12 protein-coding genes are annotated in these 15,699 nt (G+C 66.9%); 5 read left to right on the top strand and 7 right to left on the bottom strand.

All coding sequences use genetic code 11. The annotated features are described in order from the left end of the window. Nucleotides 1-265 precede the first annotated feature (265 nt). Nucleotides 266-679, top strand: coding sequence for an NINE protein (locus AC56K1_RS15595; RefSeq protein ID WP_497158708.1), 414 nt, complete (start codon nt 266-268; stop codon nt 677-679). A 108-nt stretch (nt 680-787) separates the two neighbouring features. Here the strand turns inward: AC56K1_RS15595 and AC56K1_RS15590 are convergent, their stop codons facing one another. Then, a complete protein-coding gene (locus AC56K1_RS15590; protein ID WP_497158707.1) occupies nt 788-1,906 on the bottom strand; it encodes a hypothetical protein in 1,119 nt (372 codons plus the stop codon). 93 nt (nt 1,907-1,999) lie between these two features. Further along, the gene (locus AC56K1_RS15585; protein ID WP_497158706.1) at nt 2,000-3,319 is read right to left on the bottom strand and encodes a S8 family serine peptidase; all 1,320 of its coding nucleotides are present in this window, start codon (nt 3,317-3,319) and stop codon (nt 2,000-2,002) included. 109 nt (nt 3,320-3,428) lie between these two features. On the opposite strand from AC56K1_RS15585, the gene AC56K1_RS15580 reads away from it, so the two are divergent. The 4 genes from AC56K1_RS15580 (at nt 3,429) to AC56K1_RS15565 (ending at nt 9,458) form a co-directional block, all read left to right on the top strand. Then, nucleotides 3,429-3,917, top strand: a complete 489-nt coding sequence (locus AC56K1_RS15580; protein WP_497158705.1) for an RNA polymerase sigma factor — start codon at nt 3,429-3,431, stop codon at nt 3,915-3,917. Beyond that, nucleotides 3,914-4,681 (top strand): anti-sigma factor family protein, encoded by a 768-nt coding sequence (locus AC56K1_RS15575; protein ID WP_497158704.1) that lies wholly within the window; start codon nt 3,914-3,916, stop codon nt 4,679-4,681. Before AC56K1_RS15580 ends, AC56K1_RS15575 begins: the two co-directional genes overlap by 4 nt. A 312-nt stretch (nt 4,682-4,993) precedes the next feature. After that, nucleotides 4,994-7,207, top strand: coding sequence for an ATP-binding protein (locus tag AC56K1_RS15570; RefSeq protein ID WP_497158703.1), 2,214 nt, complete (start codon nt 4,994-4,996; stop codon nt 7,205-7,207). A gap of 103 nt (nt 7,208-7,310) precedes the next feature. Then, complete coding sequence (locus AC56K1_RS15565; RefSeq protein WP_497158733.1) at nt 7,311-9,458, top strand: hybrid sensor histidine kinase/response regulator; 2,148 nt, start codon at nt 7,311-7,313, stop codon at nt 9,456-9,458. Between the two features lie 146 nt (nt 9,459-9,604). Here the strand turns inward: AC56K1_RS15565 and AC56K1_RS15560 are convergent, their stop codons facing one another. From AC56K1_RS15560 to AC56K1_RS15540, 5 genes are all read right to left on the bottom strand, one after another. Beyond that, nucleotides 9,605-11,395: an acyl-CoA dehydrogenase gene (locus AC56K1_RS15560; RefSeq protein ID WP_497158702.1), complete on the bottom strand. Its 1,791-nt coding sequence runs from the start codon at nt 11,393-11,395 to the stop codon at nt 9,605-9,607. 241 nt (nt 11,396-11,636) lie between these two features. After that, on the bottom strand, nt 11,637-12,566 hold the full coding sequence (locus AC56K1_RS15555) for an electron transfer flavoprotein subunit alpha/FixB family protein (protein ID WP_497158701.1): 930 nt from the start codon (nt 12,564-12,566) through the stop codon (nt 11,637-11,639). Between the two features lie 33 nt (nt 12,567-12,599). Then, entirely contained in the window at nt 12,600-13,349 is a 750-nt protein-coding gene (locus tag AC56K1_RS15550; protein ID WP_497158700.1) for an electron transfer flavoprotein subunit beta/FixA family protein, read from the bottom strand. A 159-nt stretch (nt 13,350-13,508) separates the two neighbouring features. Next, on the bottom strand, nt 13,509-15,221 hold the full coding sequence (locus tag AC56K1_RS15545) for a YfgM family protein (protein ID WP_497158699.1): 1,713 nt from the start codon (nt 15,219-15,221) through the stop codon (nt 13,509-13,511). A 171-nt stretch (nt 15,222-15,392) separates the two neighbouring features. Next, on the bottom strand, nt 15,393-15,620 hold the full coding sequence (locus AC56K1_RS15540; protein WP_489874185.1) for a sulfurtransferase TusA family protein: 228 nt from the start codon (nt 15,618-15,620) through the stop codon (nt 15,393-15,395). Nucleotides 15,621-15,699: the final 79 nt, after the last annotated feature.

Raw genomic sequence — 15,699 nt, 5'->3', positions numbered from 1 at the left:
TCGCCGTGGGACTGGTCGTGCGGTGGCTTGGGTGACGCCCGGATGCAGTGGCAGGCGCTCGAGCGCGCGCACGACCGGCAGGTTGACCGGAAAATCCTGCGATCCGACCGGCGCCGAAGGCTTGAGCTGGATTTCCGACAGGTAGGAGCGCGTCTTGATCATCGGGTGCGGTTGATCAGTTGACAAGGCAGGAACTGCAGAGTTCCCGTGCCTTCCTTGCCATTTTGCACCATACTCGTGGTTTCCTGAACTTTTGGCAATGCTCATGGCTGTCCGGCACAAGAACAAGACCTTCGCCACCCTGCTCGCCCTGCTGCTGGGCGGCTTCGGCGTCCACCGCTTCTACGTGAAGGGCCCGGTCGACCGGCTCGGCCTGCTGCACCTGTGCAGCGTGCCCATCACCGGCATCCTGTGGGGCGCGGTGCATCCGCATCCCTTCTACGTGGTGCTGCCGATCCTGCTCTCGTATGTCGTGGGCTTCGTGGAAGGCCTGGTGATCGGGCTAACACCCGACGAGGCCTGGGATGCGCGGCACAACCAGGGCAGCGGCAAGGGCTCGCGCTCGAACTGGATGCTGGCCCTGCTGCTGGTGCTGACCGTGGGGGTGGGCGCGATTGCGCTGATCGGCATGATTGCGCGGGTATTCGACCTGATGTATACCGGCGGCGCCTACGGCTGACCCTGGGCATGTCGCCATGGCCAGATCCCCCCTTGCGGCTGACTGCGCGTGCCTCCGCCGAGCGCGCATCCCGTAGCCCCTCAGGGCATACGGGACTCCTTCGCGCTTTTATTCACTGGCGCCGGCAGCGCCAGACGCGGAAGCGCTGGCCGAGATAGCGCCTCCAGCCTGGACCGAGGCCGGCAGTTGCGTGGCCTTCGCCTTCTGCACGACCGAACCTTCCCTGCCGAGCGCAGTGCCCGCGCTTGCGGCAAGCGCGCCGCGGGCGGCGTGCGCCGCCTGCCCGGCCCGCACGGCCGTCGTGCTGGCCTGGCCGCGGACGGCTGCGGCACCCGAGGACGCCGCCCCGGCGGCATGGGCGCCTGCGCTGCCAGCCAGGGCCATTGCCCTGCGCCCTGCCTGCATGCTGCCGCTTCCCGGCAGGGTGCCGGACACCGTTACCGAGCCGTTCCCGCCGGCTTCTGCGCCATCGCTTGCCGAACCAGCTTGGCCGCCCATGTCACCCATCGACCCGGCACGGGCGGTGGCGGCACGCGAGACCACGCCGGTCGCCGCGATCCCGCGCCCTGGGAGCGCCGCCACTGCGCCGCCAGCTGCGCCGCTCGACTGCGCAGCGCCACCTGCGTCGGGCATTGCGGCGCCATTGCCTGCGCTTGCGGGAATCGTTTGCCGCACGCCAGCGGCGAGCTCGCCGGCGCTCCTGGACGTTGAGCCTTGGAGGCGCCCGTTGCCCTGCGCGCTCCCGGCCAGCATTGCGGGCAGGCCGCCGCTGGCAGAATCCGCGTCGGACCTGCTTGCGCGCGGCAGCAGGGCTTGCGCGTCGCCATTCCCATTGGCGGCGCCATCCACGCGGCCCTGTGCCGAACGTCCCGCCGATTGCAGGCTGCCCGTGAGGCCGCCTTCCATGCCTGCCGCGCCGGAAGGTGCAGACGGGGCAGCGGCGGGAAGAAGGGATGGGCGTGCGGCGCCGCGGGCCGCGGCAATGCCATCGGCGTCGATGCGCCCGGCCGCGCGGCGTTCGATGCCGCGCGGCGCGTCCGGTGCGCCGCGCATGCCCATCGCGTCCATCGCGCCCATGCGGCCGCTCAAGCCCCCGCCGATCATGCCCCCGGCCCCGCCGCCCAGGCCCAGTCCGCCGCCGCCGCCGAGCAGCTGGGCGTGGGCTGACACGGCAAAGCCCGACATGAGGACGATGGCGAGGTGACGGGCGATAGTGGTGGTTTTCATGGTGATTTCTCCAGTAGGTAGCACGCGATGTGCGCGCCGTTACATGGAAAACGAGCGGGCTCGGCCGTTTATTCCATCACCTGAAAAATATTTTCAGCGAAACCGTGCTGGGGACATCCTGAACGATGCGCCGACCACGCCATGGCCGGTCGCATTGCTGACCGACGCCTGGTCGCTGCGTACCGCCAGCCGCGCCAGCGCGGCCAGGGCGCGCGCCGCGGCGTCGCGTTCCGGTTGCGGCAGGGACTGCGCCAGCAGTGCCGATACGATCGGTGCGGCGAACGAGCTGCCCCGCACCTGGCGATAAGGCGGCGCCCCGAGCGCCGCGCTCACCATCTGGCTGCCGGGCGCGGCAAACATCACCTGCGGGCCCCGCGCCGATTCCGGCAGCGGCCTTCCCTCGGGATCGACGCCGCTCACGCCCACCACACCGGGATAGCTGGCCGGGTACAGCGGCGGCGCCGCCGGGCCGTCGTTGCCCGCTGCCGCCACCAGGAGGTGGCCGCGCGCGACCATCGCCCCGACTACCCGCGCCAGCGTCGCGTTGGCCGGGCCCACCACGCTCAGGTTAATCACGCCAACCCGCTGCCTGGCCATCCATCCCAGGGCCGCAGCGATCTTGTCCGCCGAGCCGCCGGTGGGAGTGTCGCAATAGATATCGGCGGCATACAGCCGCATGCCGGGCGCCGCGCCGCGAAAGCGCTCGCTGCGGCCCACCATCAGCGCCGCCACGGCGGTGCCGTGCGGTGCCGGATGGCGGGTGTCGCCGCAGCCGAATTCTTCGATTACCATCCCCGCGAAGACCGGGTGCGCGGCCGCCACACCACTGTCGATCAGCCCGACGGCCCCGCGCCCTGCCGCGCCGCCCGCGGACATGCCCGCGGTCATCCCATCGTCCGGCGCCGTACTGGAGCCACCAAGGTAGACATGGTTGAAATCGAACGCGCCTTGCGGATCGAGGCCACGCAGGCTCGCCAGTGCTTCGCGCGTGGTCATGCCGCCGGGCGCGCGCAGCACGACCAGCGATTCGCCGAGCAGCTCGAAGCGCTGCTCGCGGATTACCTGGAAACCCAGGCGCAGGGCGGCGGCCAATAGGGCCGGCGTCGGGGACGAGGCCAGGATTTCGGATCGCACCACCGGTTCGCCTCGGGTATCGGTCTCCAGCACATCCGGGTGGCGGCGCAGCAGCTCGGTCGCCTGCTCCAGCCGCAACTTGCCCAGCTCGCCCGGCACCACCCGGTCCAGCAGCCGCTCGGCGGGACGCACCAGGCCATCGAGACCGGGGTTTCCCAAGCCTTGCGGCAGGTTCAGGGATGGCAGCCGCAACTGCGCAGCAGCCGTGCCGGGAAAGCACAGGCCCAGCGCAAGCGCGGCATGCGCCAGGACGGCGAACATCGGTCGACCGGATGTCATGGCTCTGCACTCTTTCGTTGAAAATGGGAACTATATCGAAGTAAACGCTCGGCAGATGGAATAAAATCCCTGGCGCAGACGTTTATCTCATGTGACCGCCAACTTCCCCATGCTTGCCGAAGAACTCGCCGCCTTGTTGCCCCGCATGCGCCGCTTTGCGCGTTCCCTGACGTTTCACCGGGAAGACGCGGATGACCTGGTGCAGGTTGCCATGGAACGCGCCTTGGGCCGCTCCGAGCAGTATACGGAAGGCACGCGCCTGGACAGCTGGCTGTTTCGCATCGTGCGCAATGCCTGGATCGACGAAGTGCGCAGCCGGGTGCGGCGCGACCATCTGTTCGCACCGGAAGGCGAAGGCGAACAGGTCGGACACGACGCCATCGGGGCGCACCAGCAGCGCATGGCCGTGCAAAAAGCGATGAGCCTGCTATCCGAGGAACATCGCATCGTGGTGGCACTTGTCCTGGTGGACGGCTTGCCTTACAAAGAGGCGGCCGAGGTGCTGGACATACCGATCGGCACCCTGACGAGCCGCCTGGCGCGCGCGCGCGACACGTTGCAGACAATCTTGCAAGATGGAGCGAGGACCCTGGCATGAAGTTTTCCGACGACACCCTGATGACCTATGCGGACGGCGAGCTGGGCGAACCCGAGCGCAGCCAGGTCGAGCGCGCCGAGCGCGAGGATCCCGCGGTCGCCGCGGCCATCGCGCGCCACCGCGCCTTGCGCGCCGATGTGTTCGCCGCCTTCGCCGGCGTGCTGGACGAGCCGGTGCCGGCCCGCTTGCAGGCGAGCGCCGGAAACGGCGCTGCCGGTAACAACATCAGCTCGCTGGACGCCGCGCGCGAACGCAAGGCGCGGCTGGCGGCCGATCCACCGCGTGCGGTGGCCGCCGCCCCTGCACGCAGCTGGCCACGCTGGGAGGCGCTGGCCGCCTCGCTGGTGGTCGGCGTGCTGGCCGGCCAGGCCTGGCTCGGGGGTCCCGGCGGCGCCGCTTTCGCCGCCCTCGATGCCAGTGGGCAACTGGTGGCGCGAGGAGAACTGGCCACTGCATTGTCGGAACAGCTCGCGGGCACGGAGCAATCCGGCAAGCGTGTCCAGATCGGGCTGAGTTTCGCGGCGCGTGATGGCGGTTTCTGCAGGAGCTTCACGGTCAACGGCAGTGCAGGCCTGGCCTGCCGCCAGGACGACAGCTGGCGCATTCCCGTACTGCGTGAGGTTCCTGCAAACGGCGCGGCGTACCGGCAAGCGTCGAGCGCGGCGCCATCGGCCGTGCTGGAGGCCATCGACGAGCGCATCGACGGCGCAGCCCTCGACGCCGCAGCCGAGCGCAAGGCGCGCGACCGGCACTGGCAGCGCTGAGCGCACTGCGCAGCCGGGAGCGGCGTTCCTGCTTCCGGTCCGGAAGGCATGGCAGCAGCAAAGAGAGAAACGCCGGCGCAAGCCGGCGTATTCTTGTATGTCCCTTCAGGCCGGATCATGCCTGCACCGCCGGGCCTCAGGCCGCCACGCGCCTGCGTCGTCCCGATGCGCCGCTAGTTTGCGGTGGATTGATATCAAACACAATTGTTCGATAAGTAATGCCATTGATAAGGACTGTTACATAAAGCCCGACCGTGACTGTTACAATCTGCGCTTCTAGGCAATGTGCCTACCCTCATCCAAGGGACATGCATGCCCGCGCACCTCGACCATCCGACTCAACAACAGCCCTCAAGCTCGTCCCATGTCGTTCGCTTCTACCAGGACGACGACGCCTTGCTGACGGAGGTGGCGGACTTCATCGACCAGGGATTGGGCACCGGCGGCGCGGCGATCGTCATTGCGACGCCTGAACATGCAGATGCATTGCAGCAGCAGTTGATGAGACTGGCTTCGCTCAAGGGCCGCCGCTGGGAAGCAGGACAGCTCGTCGTGCTTGATGCGCAAGCGACGTTGGCGCGTTTCATGGTCGATGACTGGCCGGATGAACAGCTGTTCGGGATCGCGGTCGGCGACGTCGTCCGCCATGCCTGCCGGTCCGGAAAAACAATCCACGCGTTCGGCGAGATGGTTGCCCTGCTGTGTTCGCACGGCCTGTATGACGCTGCGGTCCGGCTCGAAGAACTGTGGAATGGCCTGGCGCAGGAATGCAGGTTCGCACTGCTTTGCGCCTATCCCTGGCAGCAGTTCTCGACGGCCGAGGAGGCCGCCGCCTTCCAGCGCATCTGCTTCGCGCATGACCATGTCTGCGCCGGGCACCATGCCGATGCCGCGCCCGGAACTGCGCAGGACGTGACGCACCAGCTCGCCATCGTGCAGCAGCAGAATCGTGCACTGCAAGGCGAGCTCGCCCGGAGAAAGGAGGCCGAGGCGACACTGCGGCAACGCGAGCGCGAACTGATGGATTTCCTGGAAAATGCCGCCGAAGCCCTGCACCGGGTGGGGCCCGACGGCACCATCCTGTGGGCCAACAAGGCGGAGCTTGCGCTGCTCGGCTACCGGTGGGACGAGTACGTGGGGCATCACGTTGCCGAGTTCCATGCCGACGCCGAGGTCATCGGTTCCATCCTTGAGCGCCTTCAACAGGGACACACCCTGCAGGACGAGCCGGCCCGGCTGCTGTGCAAGGACGGCGCCATCCGCCATGTCGTCATCAATTCGAACGGCTGCTTCGAACAAGGCCGCCTGCGCTATACGCGCTGCTTTACCCGCGACGCGACCGAACGCCACCTGCTGGCGCAGCTGTACCGGGAGCGCGAAGACCTGGTCACCGAGCTGTCCCAGAGCAACCGGGCAAAGGACGAATTCCTTGCCATGCTCGCCCACGAATTGAGGAACCCGCTGGCGCCTGTCAGCTCGGCCGCCCAGATGCTGGCGATCATGGCCGACGATCCGCAACGCGTCCGGCACGCTGCAGGCGTCATCACGCGGCAGGTGCGGCATATGACGGGCCTGGTGGACGACCTGCTCGACGTCGCCCGGGTGACCCGCGGCCTCGTCGTACTCGACACATCCCTTCTCGATTTGCGCGCCCTGGTGGCCGACGCCGTCGAGCAGGTCGCGCCGCTCGCGCAGGCGCGCGGCCATCGCCTGCAGCTCGACCTTCCCCCGGAACCCGTGCCGGTGAACGCCGACCCCAAGCGCATCATCCAGGTGCTCGCCAATATCGTTTCCAATGCCAGCAAGTTCACGCCCGACGGCGGCGCCATTGCGATCCGGCTGCGCGCCGCCGGGGCCGATGTGGAACTGACGGTAACGGACACTGGCATCGGCATGGATGCGGAACTGGCGGCGCAGGTGTTCGACCTGTTCGTGCAGGGACGCCGCACCCTGGCGAGGACACAAGGCGGCCTCGGATTGGGCCTGGCCCTGGCCAGGAGCCTGGTCGAGCTGCATGGCGGGACAATCGTCGCTGCCAGCGCGGGCGCTGGACTGGGCAGCACGTTTACCATCCGCCTGCCGCGCCACGCCGGCGATGTCGGCATGGCCTGCGCAGCGCCGGCCAGCCCGGCCGGGCCGTCCCTGCGCGTGCTGGTGGTGGACGACAACCGCGACGCTGCCGACGCACTGGCGGCACTGCTGTCGGTGTTCGGGCATGAAGCGAAGGCAGTGTATTCGAGCGCGGCGGCCCTGGCAGCCGCAGCGACGCTGTGTCCACAGGTGTTCCTGCTCGATATCGGCTTGCCCGACATGGACGGCCTGGCGCTGGCCGCACGGCTGCGGGCCATGCCGCAGGCGGCCGGCGTGTCGCTGGTGGCCGTCACCGGCTATCACCAAGCTCGCGACCGGGAACTGTCGCGCCAGGTTGGCTTTGACCACCACCTGGCAAAACCGGTCGACACCGACGTGCTGCTGGCGATCCTGGCAGGCGTCGCAACCCAGGCCGGTGGACCGCCGCCTTCCTGAGGGTGAACCGCGCCACATGAGCCGGTACGCCGGGCGGCATGAACGGGACAGGGGGACCACGAGCCCGTATGTATAATCGCGGCTTACCTTGACGAGCCGTCCCGTGTCCTCTCCTATCCGACTCCCCCTCCTCTCGCACCTTCAAGACGTCTGCGATAACGCCACCGTCGCCATGTTCGTCATGGACGAGCGCCAGTGCTGCGTCTACATGAATCCCGCGGCCGAAACGCTCACCGGATACCAGCTCGACGAGGTGCAAGGGGCTCCCTTGCACAACTTCGTCCACCATACCAGGCCGGACGGCACGCGTTATCCGCTTGAAGAATGCCCCATCGACCGGGCCGCCCCGGCCAACATGCAGGAGCAGGGAGAAGAAATCTTCGTACATCGCGACGGTTCTTTCTATCCGGTCTATTTCACCGCCAGCCCGGTACGCCGGGAGGGCAAGGTGGTCGGGACGGTGATCGAGGTGCAGGATGCACGACCCCGACTCCAGCAGGAACGCGAACGGGAAGCGCTGCACACGATCGGCTTGCTGATCCTTCAAGAACTGAGCCATGAAAAGATCGTGGACGCCGTTACCGAGGCGGCGACCCGGCTGACCGGCGCCCAGTTCGGGGCCTTCTTCTACAACGTCCTGGACGAGGCTGGCGAAAGCTATACCTTGTACACGATCGCCGGCGTGCCGAAGGAGCACTTCAGCCAATTTCCGCTGCCGCGCGCGACCCACCTGTTCGGCCCGACCTTCCGGGGCGAAGGAGCGATTCGAAGCGGCGACATCCGCTCGGACCTGCGCTACGGCAAGATGGCCCCGCATTACGGCATGCCGGCCGGTCACCTCCCGGTACGCTCCTACCTGGCGGTGCCGGTCAGCCTCGGTGATGGCGAGGTGGTTGGCGGCCTGTTTTTCGGCCACGAGGACACCGACCGGTTCACCGAAAGCCATGAACGTCTGGTCGAAACCCTGGCGGCCCAGGCTGCAATCGGACTGAACAAGGCGTCGCTCTACCAGGAGGCCTTGTTTGCCCGTCGCCGTGCCGAGCTCGATGCTTTCGAAAAACAAAAACTGTACGAAGAAGCGGCGCGCGCGAACGAGGCCAAGGACCAGTTCCTTGCTACCGTTTCCCACGAGTTGCGTACCCCCCTGACCTCGATCCTGGGCTGGGCGCAAATGCTCACCTCGGGCAAGCTTGACGATGCGATGCGCCAGCGCGCCATCACCACGATCGAGAGGAACGCGCGCAGCCAGGCCCAGATCGTCGAAGACCTGCTGGATATCTCACGCATCGTCAACGGCAAGCTGCGCCTGAACGTCCAGCTGTTTTCGCCCCAGCTGTCGGTCGATGCAGCGCTCGAGGCGCTGCGCCCGGCCGCCCAGGCGAAGAGCATCAGCCTGCAGCTGGTGCTCGATCCCTCGGCTGGTCCGATTTCCGGCGACCCGGAGCGGCTCCAGCAAATTATCTGGAATCTCCTGTCCAATGCAATCAAGTTCACGCCCAAAGGGGGGCGGGTTCACCTCACGCTGAAAAAGATCGACTCCAATGTCCAGATCGTCGTCGGCGATAACGGCGCAGGCATACCTGCCGAACACCTGCCGACCATTTTCGACACGTTCACGCAAGTCGATTCCACTTCGACCCGGCACCAGGGCGGCCTCGGACTGGGCCTGGCAATTGTCAAGAAGCTCGTTGAACTGCACGGTGGGTATGTGCAGGCAGACAGCCACGGCTTGGGCAAAGGATCGGTATTTACCGTGACGCTGCCGCTGGCGGCAGTCAGGGAATCGGGCGCGGCGCCGGAGACCGCGGCGGAGGCTGCAGCCAATTTCTCGCTCCCGCAAGATACGGAAGAGTTCGGCCTGAGGGGCGCCACGATCCTGCTGGTGGAAGACGACGATGACGCACGCGATATGCTCGCATCGGTCCTGCTCAGTGCCCATGCCGTGGTCGAAACCGCCTCCAACGCGAGCGAAGCCTTGGCCCTGTATGAAGGGATCCATCCCGACCTGGTGGTGAGCGATATTGGCATGCCCGACATGGACGGCTACGAGTTCATTGCCGAGCTGCGCAGGCGTGAACGGGAAGCTGGACGACCTGGCGTGCCTGCCGTGGCCCTCACCGCCTACGCGCGCGTGCAGGACAGGATGCGGGCGCTGACGGCAGGCTTCCAGATGCACGTTGCCAAGCCCGTGGAACCGGCCGAACTCCTGACAGTACTGTCGAGCCTGCGGTCCTGGAATATCCCACAGTAGGCAAGCAACGTCCCCGTGTTCAGCAGGTGTCTTGCAGCAAGCCAGGACATGCAAATTTAATTTGCAAGTTCTAGCCAGGAGACACATTTTCTTTGCAAAGCAAAAAGCGGCCGAAGCCGCTTTTTCCAACGGTGCGTCGTGAACGCTTAGAACTGCTCGACATCCAGCGCCAGCACGCCCGGCGCACCTTCCACGATCGCGGTGCGCAGGCCAGGCGCCGTCGACAGCACGTGGTCGGCAAAGAAGCGGCTGGTAGCGATCTTCGCGCGCAGGAAGGATGCATCGCCCTCGCCTGCTTCCAGCATCTTGTGCGCCACCAGGGCGGCCCGCGCCATCTGCCAGCCACCCAGCACGATGCCGGCCAGCTTCAGGTACGGCACGCTGCCTGCGAACACGCCGCGCACGTCCGATTTGAGGTTGGCCACCATGTAGTCGACCACTTCTTCCAGCGCAGTGCTGCCCGGCGCCAGCTGGCGGCGGATCGCCGCAAACTCTTCGCCCGGAAGGTCGCCCAGCTGCGCCTCGACTGCGCGCACCTGGGCAATCAAACCCTTGGCCACTGCGCCGCCGTCGCGCACGGTCTTGCGGCCGACCAGGTCGTTGGCCTGGATCGCGGTCGTGCCTTCGTAGATGGTCAGGATCTTGGCGTCGCGGTAGTGCTGGGCCGCGCCGGTCTCTTCGATGAAGCCCATGCCGCCATGCACCTGCACGCCGTCGCGCGCGACGTTCTCGCTCATCTCGGTGGCCCAGCCCTTGATGATCGGGACCAGGTATTCGTAGATGGCCAGATTGGCCTTGCGGGTGGCCTCGTCGGCATGGCTGTGCGCGATGTCCGAATAGGCCGCGCCGACATAGGCCAGCGCACGCGCGGCCTCCGTCTGCGAGCGCATCGACATCAGCATGCGGCGCACGTCCGGGTGGTTGATGATGGCCACCGGGCCTGGCGAACCGGCCACTTCGCGCGACTGCACACGGTCTTTCGCGAACGCCACCGCCTGCTGGTAGGCGCGGTCGGCCAGGCCGACGCCCTGCATGCCGACGCCGAAGCGGGCCGCGTTCATCATGATGAACATGTACTCCAAACCGCGGTTTTCCTCGCCCACCAACGTGCCGATGGCGCCGCCGTGGTCGCCGAACTGCAGCACGGCCGTGGGCGAGGCCTTGATGCCCAGCTTGTGCTCGATCGAGACGCAGTGGGCATCGTTGCGCGCGCCCAGCGAGCCGTCGGCGTTGACCAGGAACTTCGGCACGATGAACAGCGAGATGCCCTTCACGCCCGGCGGCGCATCCGGCGTACGAGCCAGCACGAGGTGGATGATGTTCTCCGCCATGTCGTGCTCGCCGTAGGTGATGAAGATCTTGGTGCCGAAGACCTTGTAGGTGCCGTCGCCCTGCGGCTCGGCGCGGGTGCGCACGGCGGCCAGGTCGGAACCGGCCTGCGGCTCGGTCAGGTTCATGGTGCCGGTCCACTTGCCGCTGATGAGCGGTTCGAGGAACAGCGCCTTCTGCTCGCTTGATCCCGCAGTGAGCAGCGCCTCGATGGCGCCGTCGGTCAGCAGCGGGGCCAGCGCGAACGACAGGTTCGCGGCGTGCAGCATCTCGATGCAGGGCGTGGCCACCAGCTTGGGCAAGCCCTGGCCACCGAATTCGCCTGGGTGCTGGATGCCCTGCCAGCCGCCTTCACCGAAGGCGCGGAAGGCTTCCTTGAAACCCTTCGAGGTGGTGACGCTGCCGTCGCGCCAGAAGCTCGGCTCCTTGTCGCCCGCGTGGTTCAGCGGGGCGATGACTTCGCCGCAGAACTTCGCGCTTTCTTCCAGTACGGCGCTGACGGTGTCTTCCGTCGCGTCTTCGCAGCCGGGCAGCTGGTTGATCTCGGCCAGGTTCGCCAGTTCGTTCAGGACGAACTGCATGTCTTTCAGCGGGGCTTGGTAGCTCAACTTTGTCTCCTGATGTGACTATGTATCTATCGATAGGCCCTTGGCGTCGAACGCCACGGGCAATCTGCTCTATAAAGTAAAACGTCGTTCCCGCGAAGGCGGGAACCCAATTCCAATGCGAACCGATAGCGTTTGACGTTATCGGCAGCGCAGGCAAACTTGGGTTCCCGCCTGCGCGGGAACGACGGTTCATAGTTCGGTGGTGGACGGCACCGCGAACGGGACGCCTCCGTGAACAGGTTTAACCCAGTTCCTTGACCAGCTCCGGAACGACGTCGAACAAATCGCCCACCAGGCCGTAGTCGGCCACCGAGAAGATCGGCGCTTCCGGATCCTTGTTGATCGCGACGATGGTCTTCGAGTCCTTCATGCCGGCCAGGTGCTGGATCGCGCCCGAGATGCCGACCGCGATGTACAGGGTCGGGGCGACGATCTTGCCGGTCTGGCCAACTTGCCAGTCGTTCGGCACGAAGCCCGCGTCCACCGCGGCGCGCGAGGCGCCCATGGCGGCGCCCAGCTTGTCGGCCAGCGGCTCGAGGATCTTGAAGTTCTCGGCCGAGCCAAGGCCGCGGCCACCGGACACGATGATCTTGGCGGCGGTCAGTTCCGGACGGTCCGACTTGGCCAGTTCGCGGCCGACGAAGGCCGACTTGCCGAAATCGGCCACTGCAGCGATCTGCTCGACCGCGGCCGAACCACCGGCGGCTGCGGAATCGAACGCGGTGCCGCGCACGGTGATGACCTTGACGCTGTCGCTCGACTGCACGGTGGCGATGGCGTTACCGGCGTAGATCGGGCGCTCGAAGGTATCGGGCGAGTCGACCTTGGTGATTTCCGAGATCTGGGCGACGTCCAGCCTGGCTGCCACGCGCGGCAGGATGTTCTTGCCGTAGGCGGTAGCCGGAGCCAGGATGTGCGAATAGCTGCCGGCGATCGCCAGCACCTGCTCGGCGACGTTCTCGGCCAGGCCGTCCAGAAAATACGGAGCATCGGCGACCAGCACCTTGGTCACGCCCGCGATCTGCGCGGCGGCTTCGGCGGCGGCGCCGCAGCCTGAGCCGGCGACCAGGATGTGGACTTCGCCGCCGCATTGGGCAGCCGCGGTCACGGTGTGGTGGGTAGCGCCCTTGAGGGAGCCGTTGTCGTGTTCTGCAATGACGAGTGCGACCATGTTATTTCCTATGAATTGAGTACGAGCGCGGAATTAAATGACTTTGGCTTCGGTGCGCAGTTTCTGCACCAGCGTCGCCACGTCCGGCACCTTGACGCCGGCCGAGCGCTTGGCCGGCTCGACGACCTTCAGGGTCTTCAGGCGCGGGCTCACGTCGACGCCCAGGTCTTCCGGCTTGACGGTTTCCAGCGGCTTCTTCTTCGCTTTCATGATGTTCGGCAGCGTCACGTAGCGCGGCTCGTTCAGGCGCAGGTCGGTGGTGATGATCGCCGGGAGGCTCAAGGCGATGGTTTCCAGGCCGCCGTCCACTTCACGGGTCACGGTGACTTTGCCGTCTTCCAGCACGACCTTCGAGGCAAACGTCGCCTGCGGCCAGCCCAGCAGGGCTGCCAGCATCTGGCCGGTCTGGTTCGAATCGTCGTCGATCGCCTGCTTGCCCAGGATGATCAGCTGCGGCTGTTCCTTGTCGGCCAGCGCCTTCATGATCTTGGCCACGGCCAGCGGCTCGGTCTCGCCATTGGTCTCGACCAGGATGCCGCGGTCGGCGCCGATCGCCATGGCGGTACGCAGGGTTTCCTGGCACTGGGCCACGCCCACCGACACCGCCACCACTTCGGTGACCTTGCCTGATTCCTTCAGGCGCGTGGCTTCTTCCAGTGCGATCTCGTCGAACGGGTTCATCGACATCTTGACGTTGGCGATATCCACGCCGCTGCCGTCGGATTTGACGCGGACCTTGACGTTGTAGTCGACCACGCGTTTGACGGGTACCAGGACTTTCATAGGGTGCCTTTAGAAAATGGAATGGGACAGACGAAATGGCCTAGATTATATGAGAAATTCGGCTTCAGGTCGAAATTAAAGCACGATCGTGCGATTTCCGCCTAGAGGTTTTCTCCTAAACTTGCGCGTGGGCAGCCGCCGCCCACGCTGGCATGTCGCTCACAGCGCAGCGCGCACGGCGGCCTCGGCACGCGCCCAGCTGCTTGCCAGGTCCTGCCGCGCGGCGCGCGCATCCGCTTCCTTGCCCTGCGCCGCCAGGGCCTTGCCCAGGCCATGCAGGGCCCAGCCGCTGGCCGGATGGCGGGCCAGGTCGGCGCGGAAGCTTTGCTCGGCCTCGGCATAGCGGCGCGCCCGCAGCTGCATGGCGCCCAGGCGCAGGCGCGGCCCGCTGGCCAGCATGGGTGGCTCGGCGCGGTCCGCGTCCAGCCCGGCTTCCACGGCCTCGGCCTGCAACGCCAGCGCGGCGTCAAACCGCCCTTCCGTGAACGCCAGCTCGGCGGCCAGCTCCTTCGAAGCGCTGCCGGCCAGGCTGCGCAGCATGCGCGCCATATAGTCCTTGCCCGTGTGTTTCGCCACCAGGGCGTCGGCCTGCGGCTGCACGCGCGCCAGCGCGGCCCGGCTGCCTGCAACATCGCCCTTGCGCGCCATGGCGATCCCGCGCGCCGTCTCTCCCAGCACCAGCCCCAGGCCCTTGTCGCCGCTCGGGAGGGGCTCCAGCAGCACGGCATCCCAGCGCTGCAGGTGCAACAAGGTCAACAGGGGCAGGCTGCGCACGTATTCCGCGTATTCATTCGTGCCCCTGGCGCGACCGGCAGCAGCACGCGCAGTCTCCAGCGCCAGTTCGGCGCGCCCTTCCATCAGCGCGCCGTACCACTGGAAATGGCCGTTGTGACCGCGCCAGTCGAAGGCGACGGCAAAGCCCTGGCGCCCAAGGTCGGCAATCAAGGCTTCGTCGGCGGCCATCGCCAGCTGGTTCACGCGCGTGGCGTCGGCATAGCGGCCCACGTGGGCATAGGTGTGCGAAGGCATGTGCAGCAGGTGCGGCGACTTCGGCGCGAGCCGCCCGAGCCGGTCCGCCGCCGCCACCGCGCGCGCCGCCACCGGCACCGCGTCGACGGCGTGGATCATGTAGTGGTTCAGGCCCACGTGGTCAGGGGTGCGTGCCAGCGCCGCTTCGATGCGGTCGGCCACCTCCCCTACCCGGCCGGACGGTTTGCCGGTGGCTTCAATCCACCAGTCGCGCTCGCTGGCCACCAGTTCGGCTTCCGCGTACAGGGTGAGCACGTCCGGGTCGAGCGGGTACTGGTCGGCGATCTCGCGCAGGCGGGCGGCGTAGGCGATATCGAGCGGGTCGGCCGGCTCGCCGCGCCCGCCGGGCGAGCGGCAGACCTCGGCAACGGGCGGCGTCTTTGCACGGGACGATGCGTGGCCGTAGCGCAGCGCCAGCGATTCGACCAGGGCGCGGTCGCGTCCTGATGCGCCATCCAGATTGTCGAGCGCGTGGCCGACGTGGCGGATTGCCTCGGCCAGGTCGCCGCGCTTGGGGTTGTTGATGTTCGGGCCCATCTGCCAGGCCACCGCCCAGGCGCACATGCCGCAGGCCGGGTCTTGCGCCAGCGCGGCCTTGAAGGCGCGGATCGCTTCCGGCCGGTTGAAGGCATAGGCCTGCGCCATGCCCTGCGCGAACAGGCGGCGCGCCGCTTCGTTGGCCCGGGATGGCTGGAAGGTAGTGGCGCCATACCCATCCAGTACCGGTGCCTTGGCGCCCTTGTCCACGGCGGTGGGCGCGACCGTGCAGGCGCCGACGAGCAGCAGTGACAGCGCGATCGTGCCGAAGCGCTTTGCGTAAGGGGATGGGAAGGGTTTGCGCATGAGGGATACCCGTGGCGGATCGATAAAGCGGCTCAGGGCCGGCCGATTATCAATTTTGCCACAGGAGTCGGTGCGGGAAGAAGCTTTTCGGCGCCCGCCTGCCGCCGGGACGGGCGTCGTGGCTCGGCGCCGGATGCGCGTGCGGACAGGGCGTGCGCAGCCCCGGGGAGGTTACTTGCGGCGCATCAGGAAGGTGAACTCGCCGTTTTCGTGGGTATGCGCCAGCAGGGCGTTACCGGTTTGCTTGGCGAAGGCCTGGAAATCGCGGACCGAGCCGGTGTCGGTGGCGACGATGCGCAGTACCTGCCCGCTCTCCATTTCGGCGAGCGCCTTCTTGGCTTTCAGGATCGGCAGCGGACAATTTAGTCCGCGCGCATCCAGGTCTCTCTGGAATTCCATGGTGTCAATTTCGATAATGGTGACGCTCATCGCTTGCCCTACTCTGTGGGTGGTGCCTGGAAGTCGAATACTACTCCAA

The sequence above is a fragment of the Telluria sp. ZB4P37 genome, assembly GCF_059685855.1.
This window is presented reverse-complemented; position numbering and strand designations above follow the sequence as displayed.